General features: G+C 53.9%; 20 protein-coding genes and 1 pseudogene. 11 read left to right on the top strand and 10 right to left on the bottom strand.

Annotated elements, in window-relative coordinates:
- Positions 1–506 precede the first annotated feature (506 nt).
- Positions 507–1,946 (top strand): annotated as a pseudogene (locus C230_RS0114070) (immune inhibitor A domain-containing protein); the annotation flags it as partial.
- A gap of 70 nt (positions 1,947–2,016) precedes the next feature.
- Here C230_RS0114070 and C230_RS0114075 read toward each other — a convergent pair.
- Together C230_RS0114075 and C230_RS0114080 are read right to left on the bottom strand one after the other, a co-directional pair.
- Positions 2,017–3,093, bottom strand: coding sequence for an isocitrate/isopropylmalate family dehydrogenase (locus C230_RS0114075; protein ID WP_018132692.1), 1,077 nt, complete (start codon positions 3,091–3,093; stop codon positions 2,017–2,019).
- Between the two features lie 152 nt (positions 3,094–3,245).
- Positions 3,246–3,995: an IclR family transcriptional regulator gene (locus tag C230_RS0114080; RefSeq protein WP_018132693.1), complete on the bottom strand. Its 750-nt coding sequence runs from the start codon at positions 3,993–3,995 to the stop codon at positions 3,246–3,248.
- A 231-nt stretch (positions 3,996–4,226) separates the two neighbouring features.
- On the opposite strand from C230_RS0114080, the gene C230_RS21470 reads away from it, so the two are divergent.
- The 7 genes from C230_RS21470 (at position 4,227) to C230_RS20520 (ending at position 9,737) form a co-directional block, all read left to right on the top strand.
- Entirely contained in the window at positions 4,227–5,168 is a 942-nt protein-coding gene (locus C230_RS21470; protein WP_018132694.1) for an amidase domain-containing protein, read from the top strand.
- Between the two features lie 210 nt (positions 5,169–5,378).
- Entirely contained in the window at positions 5,379–5,837 is a 459-nt protein-coding gene (gene trmL, locus C230_RS0114090; RefSeq protein ID WP_018132695.1) for a tRNA (uridine(34)/cytosine(34)/5-carboxymethylaminomethyluridine(34)-2'-O)-methyltransferase TrmL, read from the top strand.
- A gap of 15 nt (positions 5,838–5,852) precedes the next feature.
- Positions 5,853–6,683 (top strand): MTAP family purine nucleoside phosphorylase, encoded by an 831-nt coding sequence (locus C230_RS0114095; RefSeq protein WP_018132696.1) that lies wholly within the window; start codon positions 5,853–5,855, stop codon positions 6,681–6,683.
- Positions 6,684–6,699: 16 nt separating this feature from the next.
- Entirely contained in the window at positions 6,700–7,434 is a 735-nt protein-coding gene (locus C230_RS0114100; protein ID WP_018132697.1) for an HAD family hydrolase, read from the top strand.
- Entirely contained in the window at positions 7,431–7,592 is a 162-nt protein-coding gene (locus C230_RS22665) for a metallophosphoesterase family protein (protein ID WP_018132698.1), read from the top strand. The genes C230_RS0114100 and C230_RS22665 overlap by 4 nt, the downstream gene beginning before the upstream one ends.
- A gap of 75 nt (positions 7,593–7,667) precedes the next feature.
- Positions 7,668–8,957: a helix-turn-helix domain-containing protein gene (locus C230_RS0114110; RefSeq protein ID WP_018132699.1), complete on the top strand. Its 1,290-nt coding sequence runs from the start codon at positions 7,668–7,670 to the stop codon at positions 8,955–8,957.
- Between the two features lie 108 nt (positions 8,958–9,065).
- Positions 9,066–9,737: a L,D-transpeptidase gene (locus tag C230_RS20520; RefSeq protein WP_026174326.1), complete on the top strand. Its 672-nt coding sequence runs from the start codon at positions 9,066–9,068 to the stop codon at positions 9,735–9,737.
- Between the two features lie 41 nt (positions 9,738–9,778).
- Here the strand turns inward: C230_RS20520 and C230_RS20525 are convergent, their stop codons facing one another.
- Complete coding sequence (locus C230_RS20525; protein ID WP_156807466.1) at positions 9,779–10,360, bottom strand: TetR/AcrR family transcriptional regulator; 582 nt, start codon at positions 10,358–10,360, stop codon at positions 9,779–9,781.
- Positions 10,361–10,717: 357 nt separating this feature from the next.
- Here C230_RS20525 and C230_RS0114125 point away from each other — a divergent pair, with 357 nt between their 5' ends.
- The gene (locus tag C230_RS0114125) at positions 10,718–12,616 is read left to right on the top strand and encodes a PrkA family serine protein kinase (protein ID WP_018132702.1); all 1,899 of its coding nucleotides are present in this window, start codon (positions 10,718–10,720) and stop codon (positions 12,614–12,616) included.
- Between the two features lie 194 nt (positions 12,617–12,810).
- Positions 12,811–13,833, top strand: a complete 1,023-nt coding sequence (gene yhbH, locus C230_RS0114130; protein WP_018132703.1) for a sporulation protein YhbH — start codon at positions 12,811–12,813, stop codon at positions 13,831–13,833.
- 11 nt (positions 13,834–13,844) lie between these two features.
- Here the strand turns inward: yhbH and C230_RS0114135 are convergent, their stop codons facing one another.
- Genes C230_RS0114135 through C230_RS0114160 form a run of 6 tightly spaced genes read right to left on the bottom strand, consistent with a single transcriptional unit; the run spans position 13,845 to position 18,012 of the window.
- Positions 13,845–15,386 (bottom strand): recombinase family protein, encoded by a 1,542-nt coding sequence (locus C230_RS0114135; RefSeq protein ID WP_018132704.1) that lies wholly within the window; start codon positions 15,384–15,386, stop codon positions 13,845–13,847.
- 53 nt (positions 15,387–15,439) lie between these two features.
- A complete protein-coding gene (locus C230_RS0114140) occupies positions 15,440–15,898 on the bottom strand; it encodes a hypothetical protein (RefSeq protein ID WP_018132705.1) in 459 nt (152 codons plus the stop codon).
- Positions 15,899–15,904: 6 nt separating this feature from the next.
- Complete coding sequence (locus tag C230_RS0114145) at positions 15,905–16,777, bottom strand: DUF6731 family protein (RefSeq protein WP_018132706.1); 873 nt, start codon at positions 16,775–16,777, stop codon at positions 15,905–15,907.
- 38 nt (positions 16,778–16,815) lie between these two features.
- Positions 16,816–17,367, bottom strand: coding sequence for an ImmA/IrrE family metallo-endopeptidase (locus C230_RS0114150; RefSeq protein WP_018132707.1), 552 nt, complete (start codon positions 17,365–17,367; stop codon positions 16,816–16,818).
- A 28-nt stretch (positions 17,368–17,395) separates the two neighbouring features.
- Positions 17,396–17,587: a hypothetical protein gene (locus tag C230_RS0114155; RefSeq protein ID WP_018132708.1), complete on the bottom strand. Its 192-nt coding sequence runs from the start codon at positions 17,585–17,587 to the stop codon at positions 17,396–17,398.
- A gap of 5 nt (positions 17,588–17,592) precedes the next feature.
- Positions 17,593–18,012 (bottom strand): helix-turn-helix domain-containing protein, encoded by a 420-nt coding sequence (locus tag C230_RS0114160; RefSeq protein ID WP_018132709.1) that lies wholly within the window; start codon positions 18,010–18,012, stop codon positions 17,593–17,595.
- A gap of 163 nt (positions 18,013–18,175) precedes the next feature.
- Here C230_RS0114160 and C230_RS0114165 point away from each other — a divergent pair, with 163 nt between their 5' ends.
- Positions 18,176–18,424: a helix-turn-helix domain-containing protein gene (locus tag C230_RS0114165; RefSeq protein WP_018132710.1), complete on the top strand. Its 249-nt coding sequence runs from the start codon at positions 18,176–18,178 to the stop codon at positions 18,422–18,424.
- A 26-nt stretch (positions 18,425–18,450) separates the two neighbouring features.
- On the opposite strand, the gene C230_RS23015 is transcribed toward C230_RS0114165, so the two are convergent.
- Positions 18,451–18,695 (bottom strand): hypothetical protein (locus tag C230_RS23015; RefSeq protein ID WP_169332854.1); only part of this gene is annotated, 245 nt, incomplete at its 5' end.

Here is an 18,695-nt window from a genome sequence, read left to right on the forward strand (position 1 = left end):
AAAAGGAGTGGGCTCCGTCAGGAATAAAATGTCTGATTTTGTAGGATAAAGAGGAAAATTAAATCTACCATTCTATTACGAAATTTTGTATAGTCTAATTGAACCAAACGAAAATGGGGAAGTCATACTTGAAACGTAAAATTCTGGCATACACGCTGGCGATCACCATGTTCGGCTCTCTGCCGGCATTTCCGCTCGTCAGCGCCCAGACGAACCAGGCGGGAGTCAATCCGGTTCTGGAATCGGCTCCGATTGATCCGAACACGATCCCGGAAGAGCGGCTGGCGGATACGCTGAAGCAACGGGGCGTCATACCGCCCAACGCGTCCGCCGAGCAGGTGAAACAGGCACTGCAGCAGTATATCGCGAGCAAATCGCCGAACAATCCGGCCATTCAGGGCGTTCAGGAGAAAGCGGAACCGTCCGGCCTGGAAAAACAGGTAAAGGAGTTTCTGAAGGAGCAGAAACGCAAGGCGAAACAGGATCAGGGGGCGCAAAAACAGTTTGAGAGAATCGGCGACGGCAAGCTGGACAAGGCGATCTGGTCCCACCGCTGGACGCTCGGCAGACCGTTTCCGATTCCGAACACCCAGTCCCAGGTCGGATACTGGGGCGGCAAGGTGGCGGCGTTCGATTACACGATCGAGCCGGAAGACGGGGCGGTCGGTGTGTTCGCGCACGAATTCGGCCATGACCTCGGATTGCCGGATGAATATGACACCAACTATACAGGCAACGGCGAACCGGTTGGCGTCTGGTCGATCATGAGCGGCGGCAGTTGGGCTGGCAAAATCGCCGGCACGCAACCGACCAGCTTCAGTCCGCAGAACAAGGAATTTTTCCAGAAAACGATCGGCGGCAACTGGGCGAACATTCAGGAAGTGAACGCGGATCAGCTCGACAATCATGGCACAGGCTATATTGTCGACCAGAGCGTGACCAAATCGGACCGCCCCGGCATCGTCAAAGTCAATCTGCCTGACAAACCGGTACAGGGCATCCAGCCTGCATTCGGAAAGCAGTATTACTACAGCAACAAGGGGGACGACCTGCACACCGCGATGACGTCGCCCGTGTTCGATATGACGAACGCAACCGCTGCTACGTTTGGCTACAAAGCGTACTATGAGATCGAATCCGGCTGTGACTGCGACTACCTCTATGTGAAAGCGTCGACCGACGGCGGCAGCACCTGGACGACCGTCAAAACATACGGCGGCAACGACTTCCCGCACACGACGAACGGCAAATGGGTGGACGAATCGATCGACCTCGGCCGATTCACTGGGAAAAAAGTACAGCTTCGATTTGAATATGTGACCGACGGCGGGTATGCGCCCGACGGGTTCGCGTTGGACAACGCCACGTTGACGGTGGATGGGCAGGTCAAATTTTTTGACGACGCCGAAACGACGCCGCAGTTCACGCTCGACGGATTCCGCGTCTCCAACGGAATCGACTACAAGAAACATTACTACTATCTGGAATGGAGAAACTACGCGGGCGCCGATCAAGGCTTAAAATACGCCCGCGGCGCGCAGTACAACACCGGTCTGCTCGTCTGGTACGGGGATGACAGCTACCTCGACAACTGGGTTGGACTGCATCCGGGGAAAGGCTTCCTGGGGGTTGTCGACTCCCACGCGCACGATGTTCTGTACTTCGATCTGAACGGAACGAAGACAACCGCCAATTCGACCCGTTACCAGATCGCGGATGCGGCCTTCTCGTACGACCGGACTCCAGCCTGGAGTTATGTGCACAAATCGTGGGGCGCGATCTCGTCGCCTGGATTTGAGGGAGTCAGAAAGTTTGACGATTCGCAATCCTACCTCGACAGCCGGATTCCGGACGCCGGACGATTGGTGCCAAACTACGGACTGAAGTTTGAAGTGGTCGGGGAAGCGAAAGACAATTCAGCAGGCGCCGTTTGGCTGCACAAGTAGCTGCACAAGTAAATGAGTAAAAGACCCGTCCTCTCCCAAAAGGCGAGGAACGGGTCTTTTTCCGGACGATCTATGCGAGTGTGCTCCACACTTCCAATTTGGTTTTCACCCGGCGGATCACTTCGTCGGTGAATTCGCGGGTGCCGGTGGAGCCGCCCAGGTCGGCCGTGCGGATTCCGTCGACGATCGTTTCCAATGTGCTTTCATAGATCGCCCGCGATGCGCGGTCCGCTTCCTCCGTATGAAAGAAGGAAAGCAGCGCTGCTCCGGCAAGAATCATCGCCATCGGATTCGCCACATTTTTGCCGAACAGCGAGGGCGCCGTTCCGTGCGGCGCTTCGGCCATCACGGTGCGCGGGTTGTAGTCTTCGTCAAACGAGATCAACAATGATTCCGAGCCGGCGATCGAGCCGAACATCTGCAGCACGAGGTCGGACAGGCAGTCGCCGTCCCGGTTGAGCGCCGGAATCACCAGCGGTTCGCCGTAGCTGTTCAGCAGCAGGGCGTAGGTCGCGTCGATCAATTGCGGTTCATACCGGACATCTTTGTTCTTGGCCGCCGCCCGGTCCATTTCCTCTTTCAGCATGCCTTCGTACACCGGGGACACCGTGTATTTCGGACCGCCGAACACTTTCGCCCGCATCTTGCGGGCCTGGATGAAGGAAAACTCGGCGACGCCGCGGCAGACGCGGCGGCTGATTTTTTCCGTGCGGTACGCCACCTCGTCAAGTCCTTTCCCTTCCCGCCATTCTTTCGCGCCGTAGGCATCGTCCACCGCCATCCGCACGACCGAAATCGGAGCGTGAATGCCGGGCAACGGGTTGACGCCAGGAATCCGGCGGCCGGTCCGAATGATCACGGTGCCGTCAATGCCTTTCCGCAAAATCGCGTTCGGCGATCCCACATCGCCCGGCGTTTCCGGCGTAATGGTGGCCGCTTTGATGCCGTAACCGCATTCTTTCATCGCTTGCGCCGCTTCGTGCACCACCTGGTTATTGGTGGCACGGCGGTTTTCCAGAGACAGATCAAACCGTTTGAATTCGATATCGAGACCGATCACGGACGGATCCAGCACGCGCAGCGCTTCTTCCAGCAGTTCCTGTCCGGTTTGGTCCCCTTCCATCACGACAACCGTCTTTTTTTTCACTTGCCTTCACCTCAATCAACGATAAGTCCACAAGCAACAGGAAGGGAGTGCATTTTGACTCCCGGATAGTTTTCGCCATACGAGGAGCAAACTTACATCGCCTGTTGCGGCTGCAAAGCCATTCTGCCGACGTTCCTTCAGGTCATGATCCACTAGCGCGCCAACATTTTGCTGATGATCTGCGCGGTCTGCCGGGCTGCCGGAATAAAACGCTGCACCGCATCCTGCGTGAAACGGTCAACCGGGCCGGAGATCGACAAGGCTGCCACAATTTGCTTGTCCCGTCCAAAAATCGGCACTGCGACGGCAGCCGCGCCCGGCTCGCGTTCCTCAATTGAAATCGCGAACCCGTTGTCCCTGGTTTTTGCGAGAATTTCCAGGAATCCCCGTTTCGACAATTCTTCCGGCCAAGCCGGATCGTTCATTACAGCTTCGACGACATCCGGATCGGACCAGGCGAGCAACACTTTGCCGGAGGCTCCCACGTACAGCGGCAGCCGCTGCCCGATATTGGCCACGCGCCGAACTGGTTGGTTGCTTTCGACCGCCTGCGTGCGGATCCGTTCCTTGCCGACCCGTATGTAAAGCGAAATCGTTTCTCCCACTTCATCCCGCAACTGCGTCATCTGCGGCACGACGATTGAAGCGAGATCGTCCGACTGGTAGACATTGCTGACCAGTTCGAGCACGCTCCAGCCCAACCGGTATTTGTCGGTTTGCGGGTTGCGGCGGATAAACCCTTTGCTTTCAAGCGAAGCCAACAACCGGTGCACCGTGCTTTTGTGCAGGCCGACTTTCTTCGCGATTTCGCTGAGCCCCAATTCCATTTCCGTGCCGGAAAAACATAGCAGGATGTCAAGCGCCCTCTCCACTGCCCGCACGGTTCCTTTTTCCTGATCCATGACCGACACCTCGCCGGGAGGACTGATGTTTCATTGTGTGGAACGTCGTTTCATACAATAGCATACCATATTGCAAGACAATGATAAACGATCTTTTTGTATTTTTTACTGAAACGCCACCAAGTATCTTTTGCGGATCAGGGGAAGCGAACGGCTGTGGTCGGGCAGGCGTGCACTCCTGCTGGGCGGGCTGCATATGTTGTGGTAATCGCTGTGAGGGAGGGCGACGTGGTGAACACAGAGTGGCGACAGGTCATCCAACAATTTTTCGAAGCAAAAAATCGGGCCTGGCTGTCCGGCGACGGGGAGGAAATTTTGCAGCTGGCCAGCGGGCCGGAGGCGGTTCGCACTTGTCTCGAAGACATTCATGCGTTGCACCGTTCCGCTGCCGGACGGGGGATTCAGTATCAAAAAAGCCGCACCAATCTGAAAATCGTCAGGGCCGCGCCCGTATCGAACGAAAAATTGCACGTTGATGTACTGGAACAACTCACCTGGATCTATAACGACGGAGAGGAATTGGAACACCAAGCGCGGCTGCAGCCGGTCCGTGTGACGCTGATTCATTCGGGAGGCAGGTGGAAGCTTGAGAAGTTTGACCGGATCGGGGAAAAAGATGAGCGGAACCTGGTGAAAGGAGATTTGGATTTTCGTCTGTTCGATACACAGCAGGCGGTGCGGCAGGCCCGATACGACCGCCGGAAGGCGCAGCGGTATGCGGAACTCTGGTGGAGCGGGTACAATCCGCAGTACAAGCGGTTCGAGGTGGATTGCACCAATTACGTGTCCCAATGCCTGTACGCCGGCGGCATGCCGATGGCCTACCATCCGCGCAAGGATCGCGGATGGTGGTACCGGCACGGCAGCCATCCGTCGTGGAGCTACAGTTGGGCGGTGGCGCATGCGTTTCGCTGGTATCTGGAAGGTTCGGGACGGGGAATAGCCATCAACGATCCGCGCGAACTGCTGGTCGGGGATGTGATTTGCTACGATTGGGATGGCGACGGCAGGTGGCAGCACAATACGATCGTTGTCGATTTTGATCGGTACGGGATGCCGTTGGTGAACGCCCACACAGTCGCCAGCCATCGCCGCTATTGGGACTATCAGGACAGCTACGCCTGGTCGGAGCGAACGAAGTACCGGCTTTTGCGGATCCGGGATGTGTTTTGACAACCGGTCGGGATTCCTCGCGGCACATGCGGGGAATCCTGTTTTTTCGGGCCGCTTCGCGCTCGCTTGGGTGGGGGAGCCAGGGCCGGAGTTGCTGTGGGGAATCCTGGGGCGGGAGACGGCTGCCTTGCAACTTCGGGAAACATTCGCTACTCTTGACTGAGAAATCATGTTAGCGAAAAGACACAGCAAAGGAAGTCGATCTGCACGATGCACATCGTACTTGTAGAACCGGAAATTCCGGCGAATACGGGAAACATCTCGCGCACCTGCGCGGCTACGGGAATCACTTTGCATTTGGTGCGGCCACTCGGCTTTTCGACCGACGACCGGCAGTTGAAGCGGGCGGGGCTTGACTATTGGCATCTGCTCGATCTGCATTACCATGACAGTTTTGCGGAACTGCAGGCGAAGTACCCGCATGGGCGGTTTTTCTACGCATCGACCAAGGGTCGGAAACGATATACCGATTTTGCATACCGGCCGGATGACTTTTTTGTGTTTGGCAAGGAAACGAAGGGGCTGCCGGATGAATTGATCCAGGCCAATCTGGATACCTGCATCCGCATCCCGATCATCGAAGGGGCGCGTTCTCTCAATCTGTCGAATGCGGTCGCGATCGTCGTTTTCGAAGCCTTGCGGCAATTGGGATTTCCAAATTTGAAATAGCAGGAGAGGAGACTTATGAGCTCAAACGAAATACCGAAAACCCCCTATGCGATCATCGGCGGGTCCAGCACATTTTCGATCCGTTTTCCGGAAGATCTCGAACTGGACGACTGTGAGGTGTTGGCGGACAACCTGGAGTTTGAGACACCTTACGGGACAAGTCCTGTTTTTAAACTGTTCCGGTTGGGCGGCAAACAGGTTCTGACCGTGAAGATGCACGGCTGGCGGCCGAACGTGGTCACCCGCGGCGTCGCATCCCAGCAGTTGTTCTGGGTGTTCCAGCAGGCGGGCGTGAAAAAAATCTACGCCGAAGGCGGCGTGGGAGCGATCAACCATCTCCTGCGGCCGCGGGACATCGTGGTGCCGACCGATTATATCGACCGTTCGATGCGGGTCGATGTCGGGCTTGGCGGGCCGTATTTGCTGATCATGCGGCAGCCGACCTGTCCGCACGGACGCCGCCGGTTGGTTGCGGCCGCGGAAAAAGGGGCGGTCGGCCGGGTGTTCGACCGGGCGATTTACGCGAATACGGATGGCCGCCATTTTGAATCGGTGGCGGAAGTGCAGGCGCTGAAAATCGCCGGCGCCGATGTGGTCGGACAGAGCATGTGTCCGGAAGTCTACCTGGCGCGCGAAATCGGTGCCTGCTACGCCCGGTTGGATCTGGTGGTCAACTACGCGGAGGGCATCGTGAAAGATTGGGAGCATGAGGAGCTGAAAGACATTTTTTATAATGAACCGAAGACGATCGGCCGGATGCTGATCGACGCGATGAGGGAAACCCCCGTGCACGAAGATTGCGGCTGCGCCGACTTGCGGAAAGACACGCTGTTGAAAGAGCAGTAAAAGTGGAGGAACTTTCATGCTAACCACCTTGTTGTTTGATTTGGACGGGACTTTGTTGCCGCTCGACAACGATCAGTTCATGAAGGGGTATTTTCAGCGCCTGGTCTCGCGCGTCTCGCATCTGCTGGACAAAGACAGGTTTGTTCAACAACTCTGGGCCTCGACCGAAGCGATGGTGCTAAGCGACGACCCGAGCAAGACGAACGAGCAGGTATTCAAGGAGGATTTTCTCGGAAAGAGCGGACTCCGCGAAGAGCAGATCTGGCCGATTTTTGTCGATTTTTACCAAGGGGAATTTCAGATGCTCAGCCACTTGACGCGGCCCACCCCGCTGGCACGGCAACTGGTCCGGACGGCAATCGACAAGGGGTATACGGCGGTGCTGGCCACCAATCCGCTGTTTCCGCGGGCGGCGATTGAGGCGCGCATGAAGTGGGCCGGCATTGCTGACCTTCCGTTCGCGCTTGTCACCACATTGGAAGAGATGCATTTTTGCAAACCGAATCCGAATTATTTCCGGGAGATTTTGCAGAAGATCGGGAAGCGGCCGGAAGAGTGCATGATGATCGGCAACGACGGCTATGAGGATATGATCGCCGCGAAACTCGGCCTGCAAACCTACCTGGTGACCGATTGTCTGATCGATCGGAATCTCCAGCCGGACTGCATCACGGAGCAGGGCACGCTGCAAGACCTGCTGGAATTTATTGAGCGGTTACCGGATCGCACTGCACAAGGGAACTGCCGATGATCACGATCGGCGTGCTGTCTGACACCCACCTTCCGAAAAAAGGCAAGGAGCTGCCCGTGATCGTGCAGAATCGTTTGCAGGGGGGCGATTGGATTATCCATGCGGGCGATCGGATGCGGTTGGCAGACACCATTCAACTTGAATGGATTTACTTTTGAACGCGTATAAAACGACTTAACCCCGTTAATACTGGCTCAATAGAAATTCAGTATTTTGCAAACGGGGGTATCACGATGACCAAAACACTCGGACAAAAAATTCGCGAACTTCGCATCCAGAAGGGGCTGACGCAAGGCGACCTCGGCGGCGGACGGGTGACGCCCAGCATGATTTCGCAGATCGAGGCGGACAAAGCCAATCCGTCGCACCGCTTGCTGAAGTGGATTGCGGATCGGTTGGAAACGCCGATCGAATATTTTCTCACCGATATGCAGCAGCAAAGCGAAAAAATCAGCTCTTTCCGGTTTGCGAAAGCGCTGATGGAAGCGGGAGAACCGCGCCAGGCGATCCCAATTCTGCAAGAATTGGCGGACGGCCAGTCGCTGCCGATGCACCAACAGGAAATCCAGCGGGATCTGGCTGCTTGCTACCGCAGCGTCGGCCGGCTGGATGAGGCGGTCGAAATGTTGGACCAGGTGTTGTCGGCCGCCCAGATCAAGCGGGATGTGGCGGCTATGGTGCAAACGCTGAAAGAGATGGGGCGGATCGAGCAACAGCGGCATCATTATCCGTTGGCGATCTATCATTGGAACCGGGCAAACCGCCTGTTGGAAGAGATGGACAATCCGGATCCGTTCGAATGGGCGGAACTGCTGCAGGAAGTGGCCGCCCTGAACAACTACCTGGGCGAGTTCGAAGCGGCAAAATCGGCCTACGAGAAAGCGATGACTCTCCTGTCCGGCACGTCCAACCTAAAGGCGATCGCCGACGTGTATCTCAATCTGAGCCGGTTGCACCGGGAACTCGGGGAATTTGACAAAGCGTCCGACTTCGCCCAGCATGCGCTCAGCATCAACAAAAATTTGAACAATCTGAAGCTGTCGATTCAGATCAAAGAAACGTATGCGACGCTCCAGGCGGAGGCGGGACAAACGCCGGAAGCAATCGCTTTGCTGGAAGAATGCCTGCAAGAGTATGAAGCGTTTGGGCTAAAGGAGCGGATCGCTTCGGTGCATGGCGCTCTCTCCAACATTTTCCTGAAGACGCGGCAGTTGGAACAGGCGAAATTCCATTGCCAACTGGCGCTCGACAAGGCGGTCGATGATGCTCAACGAGCCGCTCTCTACCGGACATGGGCGAAGACGGCGAAGGAACAGGGCCGCATTGATGAAGCGATGGAAGCGCTGCAAACGTCGATCCATTTCTTCAAACAGGCGAACCTGCCGCGCGATCTCGCCTACAGTTACTCGCTGTTGGGTGAGCTTTACAAGGAATCGGGCGACCTGACCGGCGCGGTGCAGGCGCTTGAGAATATGCGAGTTGCGATGGAAGCCAACCTGAAAGAGCGGGGCTTTGTTCTGTAACCGGCCGCAGTGATCCTGGACGGGTTTGCTGGCCGAAAGGTATAATGAAGGCAAGAGACTCGGGTAACGATGCGGAGCACATCATTTTTGGAAGGGATCTGTGAATTGATGAAACGAGCAATCCGAATGGCTGCATTTACTTCCCTTGTGATTTTGGCAACAGCAACGGCCGGTTGCGGGCAGTTGGCGCAACCGGCGAAGGACAGGCAGCAACCGGTTGCGCATGCATCTTCTGCCACGGGACAAGCGGGGGCATCTGCTGCCAGCGGAAACGATTCGGTTGCCGATCAGAGCCGCCCGGCCGATTCAGTCAAACAGGATACGACAGCTGTCCCGGTCAACTGGATGGCTCCCTCCGGCGGGAACTATCCGAAGATCCAGAAAGGAGATCCGATCTGGATCGACATCTCGATCAAAGATCAGCGGGTCTACATTAAAAAAGGGGACGAAACGATCTATACGATGGTTACGTCTTCGGGGCTTGACACGGAACCTGACAATTCCACGCCGCGCGGCACCTTTTACGTGGAACCGGAGCGGGATACCTGGTTTTTCTCGCCGCAATACCAGGAAGGAGCCAAGTACTGGGTGTCATGGAAGAATCATGGCGAGTTTCTTTTCCACAGCGTACCCATGGACAAAAATGGCAACGTGATCGAAGCGGAAGCCAGGAAGCTGGGGCAGAAAGCGTCGCACGGATGCCTCCGGTTGACGGTGCCCGACGCCAAGTGGATTTATGACAACATTCCGGTCAAGACGAAAGTCGTCATCCGGGATTAACGGCAAAACAAAAGCGTGCTCCTCGCGGGCACGCTTTTTCCTCAATCGGCTTGCAGGCCTTCCAGCAAAATCGCGGTCACCTGGCGGGACAGCTGGTCCGCTCTGTATTCCCTGCGGCCCAGCAGCAAGTGCAGGGAGGCGATGGCCGCTCCGCCAAACACCGTCCAGGCGGCCGATTCGGGATCTGTCTTGATAAAACTCCCTTCCGCGATTCCCTGCGCAATCAGTCCCTCAAGCAGTTTCGTGTACTCGGTCAGCATTTTCCGGAATTCTTTTTGCCGCTGTTCCGCTCCCCATGCCTCGCGCAGCATGATGATGCAAAAATCACGGTATTCGCCGAAAAATTCAATTTGCTGCCGGATAGCGGCTTCCAGCTTCTGTTTGCCCGTCATATCGGGCCGTATCTGTTCATGCACCGCTTCCCGCAGCAGATCGATGCCTTCTTCGACAAGGAACAGGAACAAGTCCTCCTTGCTTTTGAAATGGTAATAAATTGTCCCTTTTGCCACATTGGCGCGGGCCGCGATATCGTCCATCGTCGCCCGGTCGAATCCGCGCTCGGAGAAGATATCGATCGCCGCCTGAAAGATTAAACTCGTTTTGTCCTGACGCAAGAATCTCACCACACACCCTGGTATCTGTATTTCACCCTATCATATTTGTCCTCTATTCGCAAACGTCAGAAAAACACCTAGCCCTCTGGCAACGGACAAGTCGGGCTTGCATACAAATAGTTATACAAACGGCTTCTCTCAAATATACTGATCAAAAGACCAAAGGCGAACCGGAGGTTTCAGGGCAAGGGCCCAGACAGAAAGCACTCTAAGCACAAGTTGCGCCATCGGCACATTCGTTTCCGGCCCCGCCATCGAACGACCGGACACTTCCGGATCTGAGCGTCGCTCACGCGAATTCCGGGGCAAAGCGGTGGTTCTTGCGGCGGGTAAGAGGGTGCCAGGCCGCACGAAGGGGGAGTGAACATGGACATTCTGGATCGACTGCAAGCGTACAGGGCTCAAGAACAGCAACTCGCCTGGGAAGGAAGGTTTGTCGATTACCTGGACCTGGTGCGCAAAAATCCCAAGATCGCTGAAACCGCCCATTCCCGTATTTACAATATGATCGCAGCTGCGGGAATCGATACAGATGAGAACGGACGCAAACGGTACCGTTTTTTTGAAAAAGAAATTTTTGGCCTGAATGCTGCACTGGAACGGCTCGTCGAAGAATATTTCCATTCGGCCGCGCGCAGGCTGGACGTGCGCAAGCGGATCCTTTTGCTGATGGGACCGGTCAGCGGCGGAAAATCAACGATCGTCACTCTTTTAAAAAGAGGACTGGAGCAGTACACCCGCACCCCGGAAGGCGCCGTCTACGCCATAAAAGGTTGCCCCATGCACGAGGAACCGCTGCATCTGATTCCGAATGAACTGCGGCCCGAATTTGAAAAAGAGCTTGGCGTGCGAATCGAAGGAAACCTTTGCCCTTCCTGCCGGTTGCGGCTGCAAAACGACTATGGCAACCGGGTGGAAGACGTGCTGGTGGAACGGATCGTCTTCTCGGAAGACGATCGGATCGGCATTGGGACGTTCTCGCCGTCCGATCCCAAATCGCAGGATATTGCCGATCTGACGGGAAGCATCGATTTTTCGACGATCTCGGTGTACGGGTCGGAGTCAGACCCCCGCGCCTATCGGTTCGACGGCGAACTCAACAAAGCCAACCGAGGCTTGATGGAGTTCCAGGAAATGCTGAAGTGCGACGAGAAGTTCCTCTGGCACCTGTTGTCGCTGACGCAGGAGGGCAATTTCAAAGCGGGCCGGTTTGCGCTCATCTCGGCCGACGAGATGATCATCGCCCATACGAACGAATCGGAATACAAGGCGTTTATCGCCAACAAGAAAAATGAGGCGCTGCAATCACGGATGATCGTGATGCCGATCCCCTACAATCTGCGGGTTTCGGATGAGGTCAAAATCTACGAAAAGCTGGTCAAACAAAGCGATCTGAAAAACATCCACATCGCCCCGCATGCGCTGCGCACGGCCGCGATATTCTCGATTCTCACCAGGCTGAAAGAATCGAAAAAACAGGGCATGGACCTGGTCAAAAAGATGTACCTGTACGACGGCACTACGGTTGAGGGTTTCAAGGAAAAGGACGTGCAGGAACTGCGGGCGGAAGCACCGGATGAAGGCATGAGCGGAGTCGATCCGCGCTATGTGATCAACCGCATCTCGAGCGCCCTGATTCGCCGTGACACCCCATGCATCAACGCGTTGGATGTATTGCGGGCATTGAAGGAAGGGCTCGACCAGCATCCGTCGATCACGAAGGAAGAGCGGGAACGTCTGCTCAACTTTATCTCGATCGCCCGCAAAGAGTATGACGAGGAAGCCAAGAAGGAAGTGCAGAAGGCGTTTGTCTACTCCTATGAAGAATCGGCCAAGACGCTGCTCGAGAATTACCTGGACAACGTGGAAGCCTACTGCAACTGGCAAAAGATCAAAGACCCGATCACCGGCGAGGAGATCGATCCGGACGAAAAACTGATGCGGTCGATCGAAGAGCAGATCGGCATCTCCGAAAACGCGAAAAAAGCGTTCCGGGAAGAAATTCTGATTCGCATCTCCACGTACGCGCGGCGCGGCAAAAAATTTGAATACAACTCGCACGAGCGGTTGCGGGAAGCGATTGAACGGAAGCTGTTCGCCGACTTGAAAGATGTGGTCAAGATCACCACATCGACCAAGACGCCGGACGCCACCCAGTTGAAGAAGATCAACGAAGTCACCAAGCGCCTGATCGACGAGCACGGCTACTGCCCGATCTGTGCCAACGAATTGCTGCGCTACACCGGCAGCCTGCTGAATCGCTAAACTTGCGAATGTTTTTGTGGGTCCCCAACGAAGTACTCGGTTATGGTTCGCAGCTCCGCGCACTTTGTTGGGGCCTTGTTATCCGATTTTCGATTCTGCACGGGGATCAGGGACGAGTTTTCGCAATCGTGAATAGAATAAAGCAGGAAGGAGCGTCGGCACTGTCAGCGATGTCACGGAAGGAGGGAACGGCTGTGACAAGACCCAATTTTACCCTTTCACGGGAGGATTGGTCGCTCCATCGGAAAGGACATCAGGATCAGTTGCGTCACCAGGAGAAAGTGCGCGAGGCACTGAAGAAAAATCTGGCCGACCTGATCACCGAAGAAAGCATCATCATGTCAGATGGAAAGCAGATTCTCAAAGTCCCCATCCGTTCTCTGGATGAGTACCGTTTTCGCTTCAACTACAACAAACAGCCGCATGGCGGGCAGGGCGACGGAACGTCGAAGGAGGGTGACGTCCTCGGGCGTGACGGCGATCTGAAACCCGGTCCCGGCCAGGGAGAAGGCGCCGGCGACCAGCCGGGCATCGATTACTATGAAGCGGAAGTGACGGTCGAAGAGTTGCAAACCATTTTGTTCGAAAATATGGAACTGCCCAATCTGAAACAAAAATTGCAGGATGAAATCACCGTGACCGACATCCGGTTTAACGACATCCGCAAAAAAGGGCTGACCGGCAACATCGACAAAAAGCGGACGATCATGGAAACCCTCAAGCGCAACGCCCTGCAGGGGCAGCCCGGCATCCACAAAATCAGCCCGGACGACCTGCGGTACAAAACCTGGGAGGAAATTCGCGTGCCCCGCAGCAACGCGGTCGTACTGGCGATGATGGACACGTCCGGTTCGATGGGAACGTTCGAAAAATATATCGCCCGCAGCTTCTTTTTCTGGATGGTGCGGTTTTTGCGCAGCAAATACGAGCACGTCGACATCCAGTTTATCGCTCACCATACGGAAGCGAAGATTGTTACGGAAGACGAGTTTTTCACCAAAGGGGAAAGCGGCGGCACGATCTGTTCCTCCGCCTACCAGTTGGCGCTCGATCTGGTGCAAAACAGGTATCATCCCGATCGTTATAACGTCTACCCGTTTCATTTCTCAGATGGTGACAACCTGACTTCCGACAATGAAAAATGCGTCCGCCTCATCCGGCAACTCTGTTCGATATGCAACCTTTTCGGCTATGGGGAAGTGAATCATTATAACTAACAATGCTGTAATCAAAACCGCAAATACACTTCCAAATCGAACCGATCGACATCTTTCCATTCCTGCGGCCGGACATAAATGACCTTTTCCACGATCTCTTTCAGCAGGTCGTTTTTTTCTTTGGCCGTTTCTGCTTTCTCGTAGGCTTCCAACACCCGTGTCATTTTCGGAACGATCTGTTCCTGCCGCTGTTCCTGCTCTCTCAGATAGGCCAGTTCTTCGTTGGCCTTCTCCAGTTCATCCTGCGCCTGCTCCAACCGGTCGCTGACGATCCGGTTACGTTCCAGAAACGTATCCACATCGTATATCCCCCGTTCCAGGAGATCGTGCAGGTTGTTCCTCTGTTTCTGCAGTTCTTCGATGCTGCCCAGCAACCCCTCGATCTTTCGTTCCGTCAGCTCGAGCAGGGCGTATCGTTTTCGCGGCTTGGCGACGTTCATCTGCTCGTCCGCCTGAAATCCGGATAGCATGTCACGCAAGATCTGGATTAGGCGTTCCTCCACGATCTCAAAGCGCGCCCCGCGGGTGGTGCAGCCGTAAGTTCCGCACATAAGACGATTATACGGCCGGTTGTATGTTGGGAGCCGCCGCATGGCGTGCCCGCATTCGCTACAGAAAACAAGAGTTGCCAGAGGATTGGACAACTCCTTTTCCTTCGGCACGCGGGGCTGCTTCTTTTTGGCGAGTTCCCGTACCTGTTGAAACGTCTCCTCGTCCACCAGCGGCTCATGAGCATGCTCTTTCACGATCCATGCGTCCCGACTGACTCTAGTCCTGGTGTAACCGCCGCCAGAAGGGTCTTTACGGTAGCTCACGCGCCCCCACACGATATGTCCGAGGTAAACTGGGTTCTTGAGGATCTCACTGATGGTTGACAGATCCCACCGGCTTTTCCCCGCCGGCGAGGGAATGCCAAGATCGGTGAGTTTGTTTGCGATCGCTTTCCGGCCCTCACCCTTCAGCGCCATGTCAAAGATCATTTTTACCACCGGTGCCGATTCAGGATCCGGGTACAGTTTTAGGTTCTCGTCGCGCAGGTACCCATAGGGCGGCTTTTTGGAAATGCTCCGGCCTTCCGCCGCGCTCTGTCGGCGGCCACGCTGCAGGCGGCGGGTAATGATCTTCAGTTCCCGGCGTGCCATGAAAGCCTCAAATTCGGACCATTCCTCGTCCATTTCATCCTGCAGGTCATATACCTTTCGCGGGGTGATTATGAGCGTCCTGGAGGCTTTGAACGCGTCCTGGATGAGTCCCTGATCGACCAGGTTACCGCGGCCCAAACGGTCGATATCCATGCAGAGTACGGCGTTGTATCTGCCCTCCTGCACGGCGTGAAGAAGCCGTTGCATCTCCGGTCGGTCGATGATCCGCTCGCCGCTCACGATCTCCTCGTAGACGTCTGTTATGGTGTAGCGGTACTTCTTGGCCAGTTCAAACAGCGCCCGGCGGTGTTTGGAAAGCGTTTCGCCTTCGCCGCGTGCTTCGGCTTCGATATCGGCGCGGGACTTTCGGAGATATACTGCAACGTGTGTGAGATCGGTTGGGTAAGACATCGAACGTTCCTCCTTGCGAAAAAGAAAACAGCCCACAGGGGGCTGTGCTGTGGTCACCTTAGCAGGCTAGCCAGAATACTGATAACCCGAAAAAGAGAAAGCGCTGCGTACATCAACAGAAAGAGCCAAACTGAGGTTATGACGTAGAACAAGATTTTTGACTGTGTTTCTGCAAAAAATATCCCGCCTATGCAGAAAAGTGTAAGAATCAGGGCAACTACGATGGCATTCACCATATATCTTAAAATCTCATCGTAAACCGACTTGCTCTGATTAGGTCTTTTTGTATGTTTGAGTGTTTTGACAATTTCCTTTTCCGCCAACGCATAAAACAGCGTTAGTGCAGTGGCAAGAAAACCCACTGAAATTGCCCCGAGGTTTACTGTGGCGGCAAGGACATCCTTTATCAGTTCGGACGTGGGGATCTGAAAAAACCATAGAACAAAGAAACAGACGGCTCCAAAGAAAAAACTCACCGTAAGAGGATAAGACCTCTCTGTCCGGTATTTCATTTGTCATCAATCCCCGTCTATAAGAAATTGTTGGTTAATTTCACCTCTCCTCCTATTATACGCCTCCTTGAGAAAAGAGTACATCTGTTCTCGCGTCAGTGGGTTTTGCCGAGTTTGCCGGAAAGCTATTGTTTCCACCATTCTGTCATGGAGCAGGTCAATCGGCTTCGTTGACTCGTTTTCAGTTTCTTTCCCGTGCAATTTTAGGATTTGCACTTCTTCCCGATGACCTAACATAGTTTGAATGATTCGTTGTATTGGTTTAAAACTCAGTGATTCATCTTTTCCTTTATCGGCCGACACTTCCATGTAGATTTTACCACCGGCCATTGAGTGGAGAATGTCGATCAACGATTTTGTATTCGTATCTGCATCGGCAAAAATATTACTATTTTTCGGAGCGGCAAACTGGACTTCGATTTTTTTGATGATCTTCTTCTTTGACATTCTCACAAGAGCATCAGTTGTTAGAATAGGATATAAGTCGAATATTGCATTTTCCATAAAGTGCGAGACATACTCTCGGAAAGAACCTGCTCTGACACCATAGTGGTTGTATTGAAGGACAAGAGCTCTAATTTTGGGTGCAGGATCGTAAAGGAAGGAAACTTCCTCTCCCACCCCCTCGTCATCTTTTAAATCGAAGTCTTCAACCACACCGGACAGGCTTGCTTTTCTCGGAATCTGATTCATACGAATCTTTACTATGGTTCCGAGCCAAACATCTCCGTCTTTTATTAATTCCACAATGGAAGCGTACTCATTGCCTGCTTTCCTTGTACGCTGCAGAGGATCCGTTTTTGCAATGGCTTCAAACACAGATTGTAATGTCGTACCGGTTTGTTCTTGTACTTGATAAAAATCGATGTTGATCGCCATTTTTAATCCACTTCCTTTTTGTGCTTATATGACTTGTCCTACTCAATCCACCTAATATACCCAAACCCGGCTTTGGTCCGCGCAAGTGCGTCGGCCTTCTCCGGGAGGATGAGCGACAATCGGTAATACACAAACTCTTCTGACACCAGAAACTCATCAGCAAGCATCGCGATGTCCACGGGCTGGTCGTACGCGATCACGATATCCTGCAGCATCTTCCACGGCATGAACAGGTAGGCGGAAAAGTCCTTCGCCTGCCTCTCTTGCTTGGCGGTGACTTCCCGGGTCGATTGCATCTGACTGATGGTATGTAGGTACAGGTGAGCGAACTCCTCCCCGAGTAATTCCTTTCGCTGGATCCAGTCGTCCGTTTCCTGCAGATAAATAAAGCCCTTGCGAAACCCTGTACATACCGAGTACGTCACATCAGGCTCCGGAGAGGGCTTGATTTTGATCTTATAGTGGTCGCATATCTCTTCGATGTCGATCTCATCCGGGCGCTGGTAGCCAAAGCGTTCGATCACGCCGTTCGCGATCTGCTCCGTGATGCTGGGGGTTCGTCTGGCTGGAAGCAGGTCGGCAAGTTTCACTTCGACTCAGACTCCTTGTTGTGCGGGATTATTTGATGCGACGAAGCTCCGCAATGTCAACAGCACGTTTGATGAGCGGCAGATCCGCAACGTCCTCTTTTGTCGCCATTGTCTCCTTGATGGCGGCCACGTCGGTCTTGAGCGTCTGTAGTTCCTGGCGGATCGGCTCCAACTCCGCTCGCAGGATCGTTTGCAGCAGTTGCTTGAGTTCGTGGTTCATAATGATCAATCCTCCGGCTCCTCGTCATCGTCGTTCTCGATGTCCTCTTTGATGATGGCCCACATCTTGATGAGCTTGCGGATCTTATCCTCCGGTGCAGATGCGAGATCGTGGAAGAATACCGCGAATTTCGGATGCTCGCGCATTTCCTGAAGGACTTTTTGTTCTTCGAGCGTGAGGTCGAATGCTTGTCCGAAGACTAAAGCATTATTATCAGTATTGGGTTCGTCTGTTAAACCGAGTAGATAATCTGTGGTTGTCTCGTAAAACTCCGCCAATTTCTTTAATGTTTCTGGATCAGGCTTACGTTCATCGGCCTCGTAACGAGATAATTGCACATTACTGATCCCAATAGCTTGCGCGACACGTAATTGCGACATATTGCGTTTTTCACGAACATACTTCAGGCGTTCTCCAAGCGTCATGTTGGAATCCCCTTTTAACATTTCGGTAATTAGAATATATCACCATTACCAAAACGGAAAAATATTTTTGCCAAAAAGGTAAAAAGAATATTGACTTTGCCGTATTGGTAAAGTATGATTAGGTCAAGATTTACCGATTCGGCAAAATGAAGGGGTGTGTAACGTGAAGGTAGATCTTCAGAAGATTAAAAGATTACGGATTGAAAACAATCTATCGCTCGAAGATATGGCGGCTTATCTGGGATATAAAACGGCCACTGGCTATTATTACGCCGAATCGGGAAGGTGCAAGTTTAAGCCGCATCACATCCCAATGATCGCCAATAAGTTTGAAATTCCGATGGAACAGCTTTTTTGTGAAGATGAATTTGCCAAAATGGCAAAAGATGAACAATCGGCCAGCACGGCATAGGGGGTGAGTCGCCGCAGTTACGACGACTACTGGTTCGTCAAAACACGCTTGATCAAACGAATGTCCGCTTCGTGATCCTGAACTTGCTTCTGCAGATCAGTGATTGGCGATTGCAGTTCGCTCGCGCGGGCAGTCTGTTCTTCGATGGAAGCGATCTTTTGTTTGATGTCGGAGATGTCCTGCTGGACGAACGAAAGTTTGGTTTCAAGCGTATTGAAGCGGTGGTTCATCTGGGATTTGATATCGATGATATCGGATTTCATGCCACTTA

Source organism: Effusibacillus pohliae DSM 22757 (genome assembly GCF_000376225.1).
GTDB classification, from domain to species: domain Bacteria; phylum Bacillota; class Bacilli; order Tumebacillales; family Effusibacillaceae; genus Effusibacillus; species Effusibacillus pohliae.

Bases quoted from the DNA above. Each gene is read 5' to 3' on its own strand.
- C230_RS0114080 (WP_018132693.1), bottom strand. From the start codon at position 3,995: ATGGATCAGGAAAAAGGAACCGTGCGGGCAGTGGAGAGGGCGCTTGAC.
- trmL (WP_018132695.1), top strand. From the start codon at position 5,379: ATGCACATCGTACTTGTAGAACCGGAAATTCCGGCGAATACGGGAAAC.
- C230_RS0114095 (WP_018132696.1), top strand. From the start codon at position 5,853: ATGAGCTCAAACGAAATACCGAAAACCCCCTATGCGATCATCGGCGGG.
- C230_RS0114100 (WP_018132697.1), top strand. From the start codon at position 6,700: ATGCTAACCACCTTGTTGTTTGATTTGGACGGGACTTTGTTGCCGCTC.
- C230_RS22665 (WP_018132698.1), top strand. From the start codon at position 7,431: ATGATCACGATCGGCGTGCTGTCTGACACCCACCTTCCGAAAAAAGGC.
- C230_RS0114110 (WP_018132699.1), top strand. From the start codon at position 7,668: ATGACCAAAACACTCGGACAAAAAATTCGCGAACTTCGCATCCAGAAG.
- C230_RS20520 (WP_026174326.1), top strand. From the start codon at position 9,066: ATGAAACGAGCAATCCGAATGGCTGCATTTACTTCCCTTGTGATTTTG.
- C230_RS0114125 (WP_018132702.1), top strand. From the start codon at position 10,718: ATGGACATTCTGGATCGACTGCAAGCGTACAGGGCTCAAGAACAGCAA.
- C230_RS0114135 (WP_018132704.1), bottom strand. From the start codon at position 15,386: ATGTCTTACCCAACCGATCTCACACACGTTGCAGTATATCTCCGAAAG.
- C230_RS0114140 (WP_018132705.1), bottom strand. From the start codon at position 15,898: ATGAAATACCGGACAGAGAGGTCTTATCCTCTTACGGTGAGTTTTTTC.
- C230_RS0114145 (WP_018132706.1), bottom strand. From the start codon at position 16,777: ATGGCGATCAACATCGATTTTTATCAAGTACAAGAACAAACCGGTACG.
- C230_RS0114155 (WP_018132708.1), bottom strand. From the start codon at position 17,587: ATGAACCACGAACTCAAGCAACTGCTGCAAACGATCCTGCGAGCGGAG.
- C230_RS0114160 (WP_018132709.1), bottom strand. From the start codon at position 18,012: ATGACGCTTGGAGAACGCCTGAAGTATGTTCGTGAAAAACGCAATATG.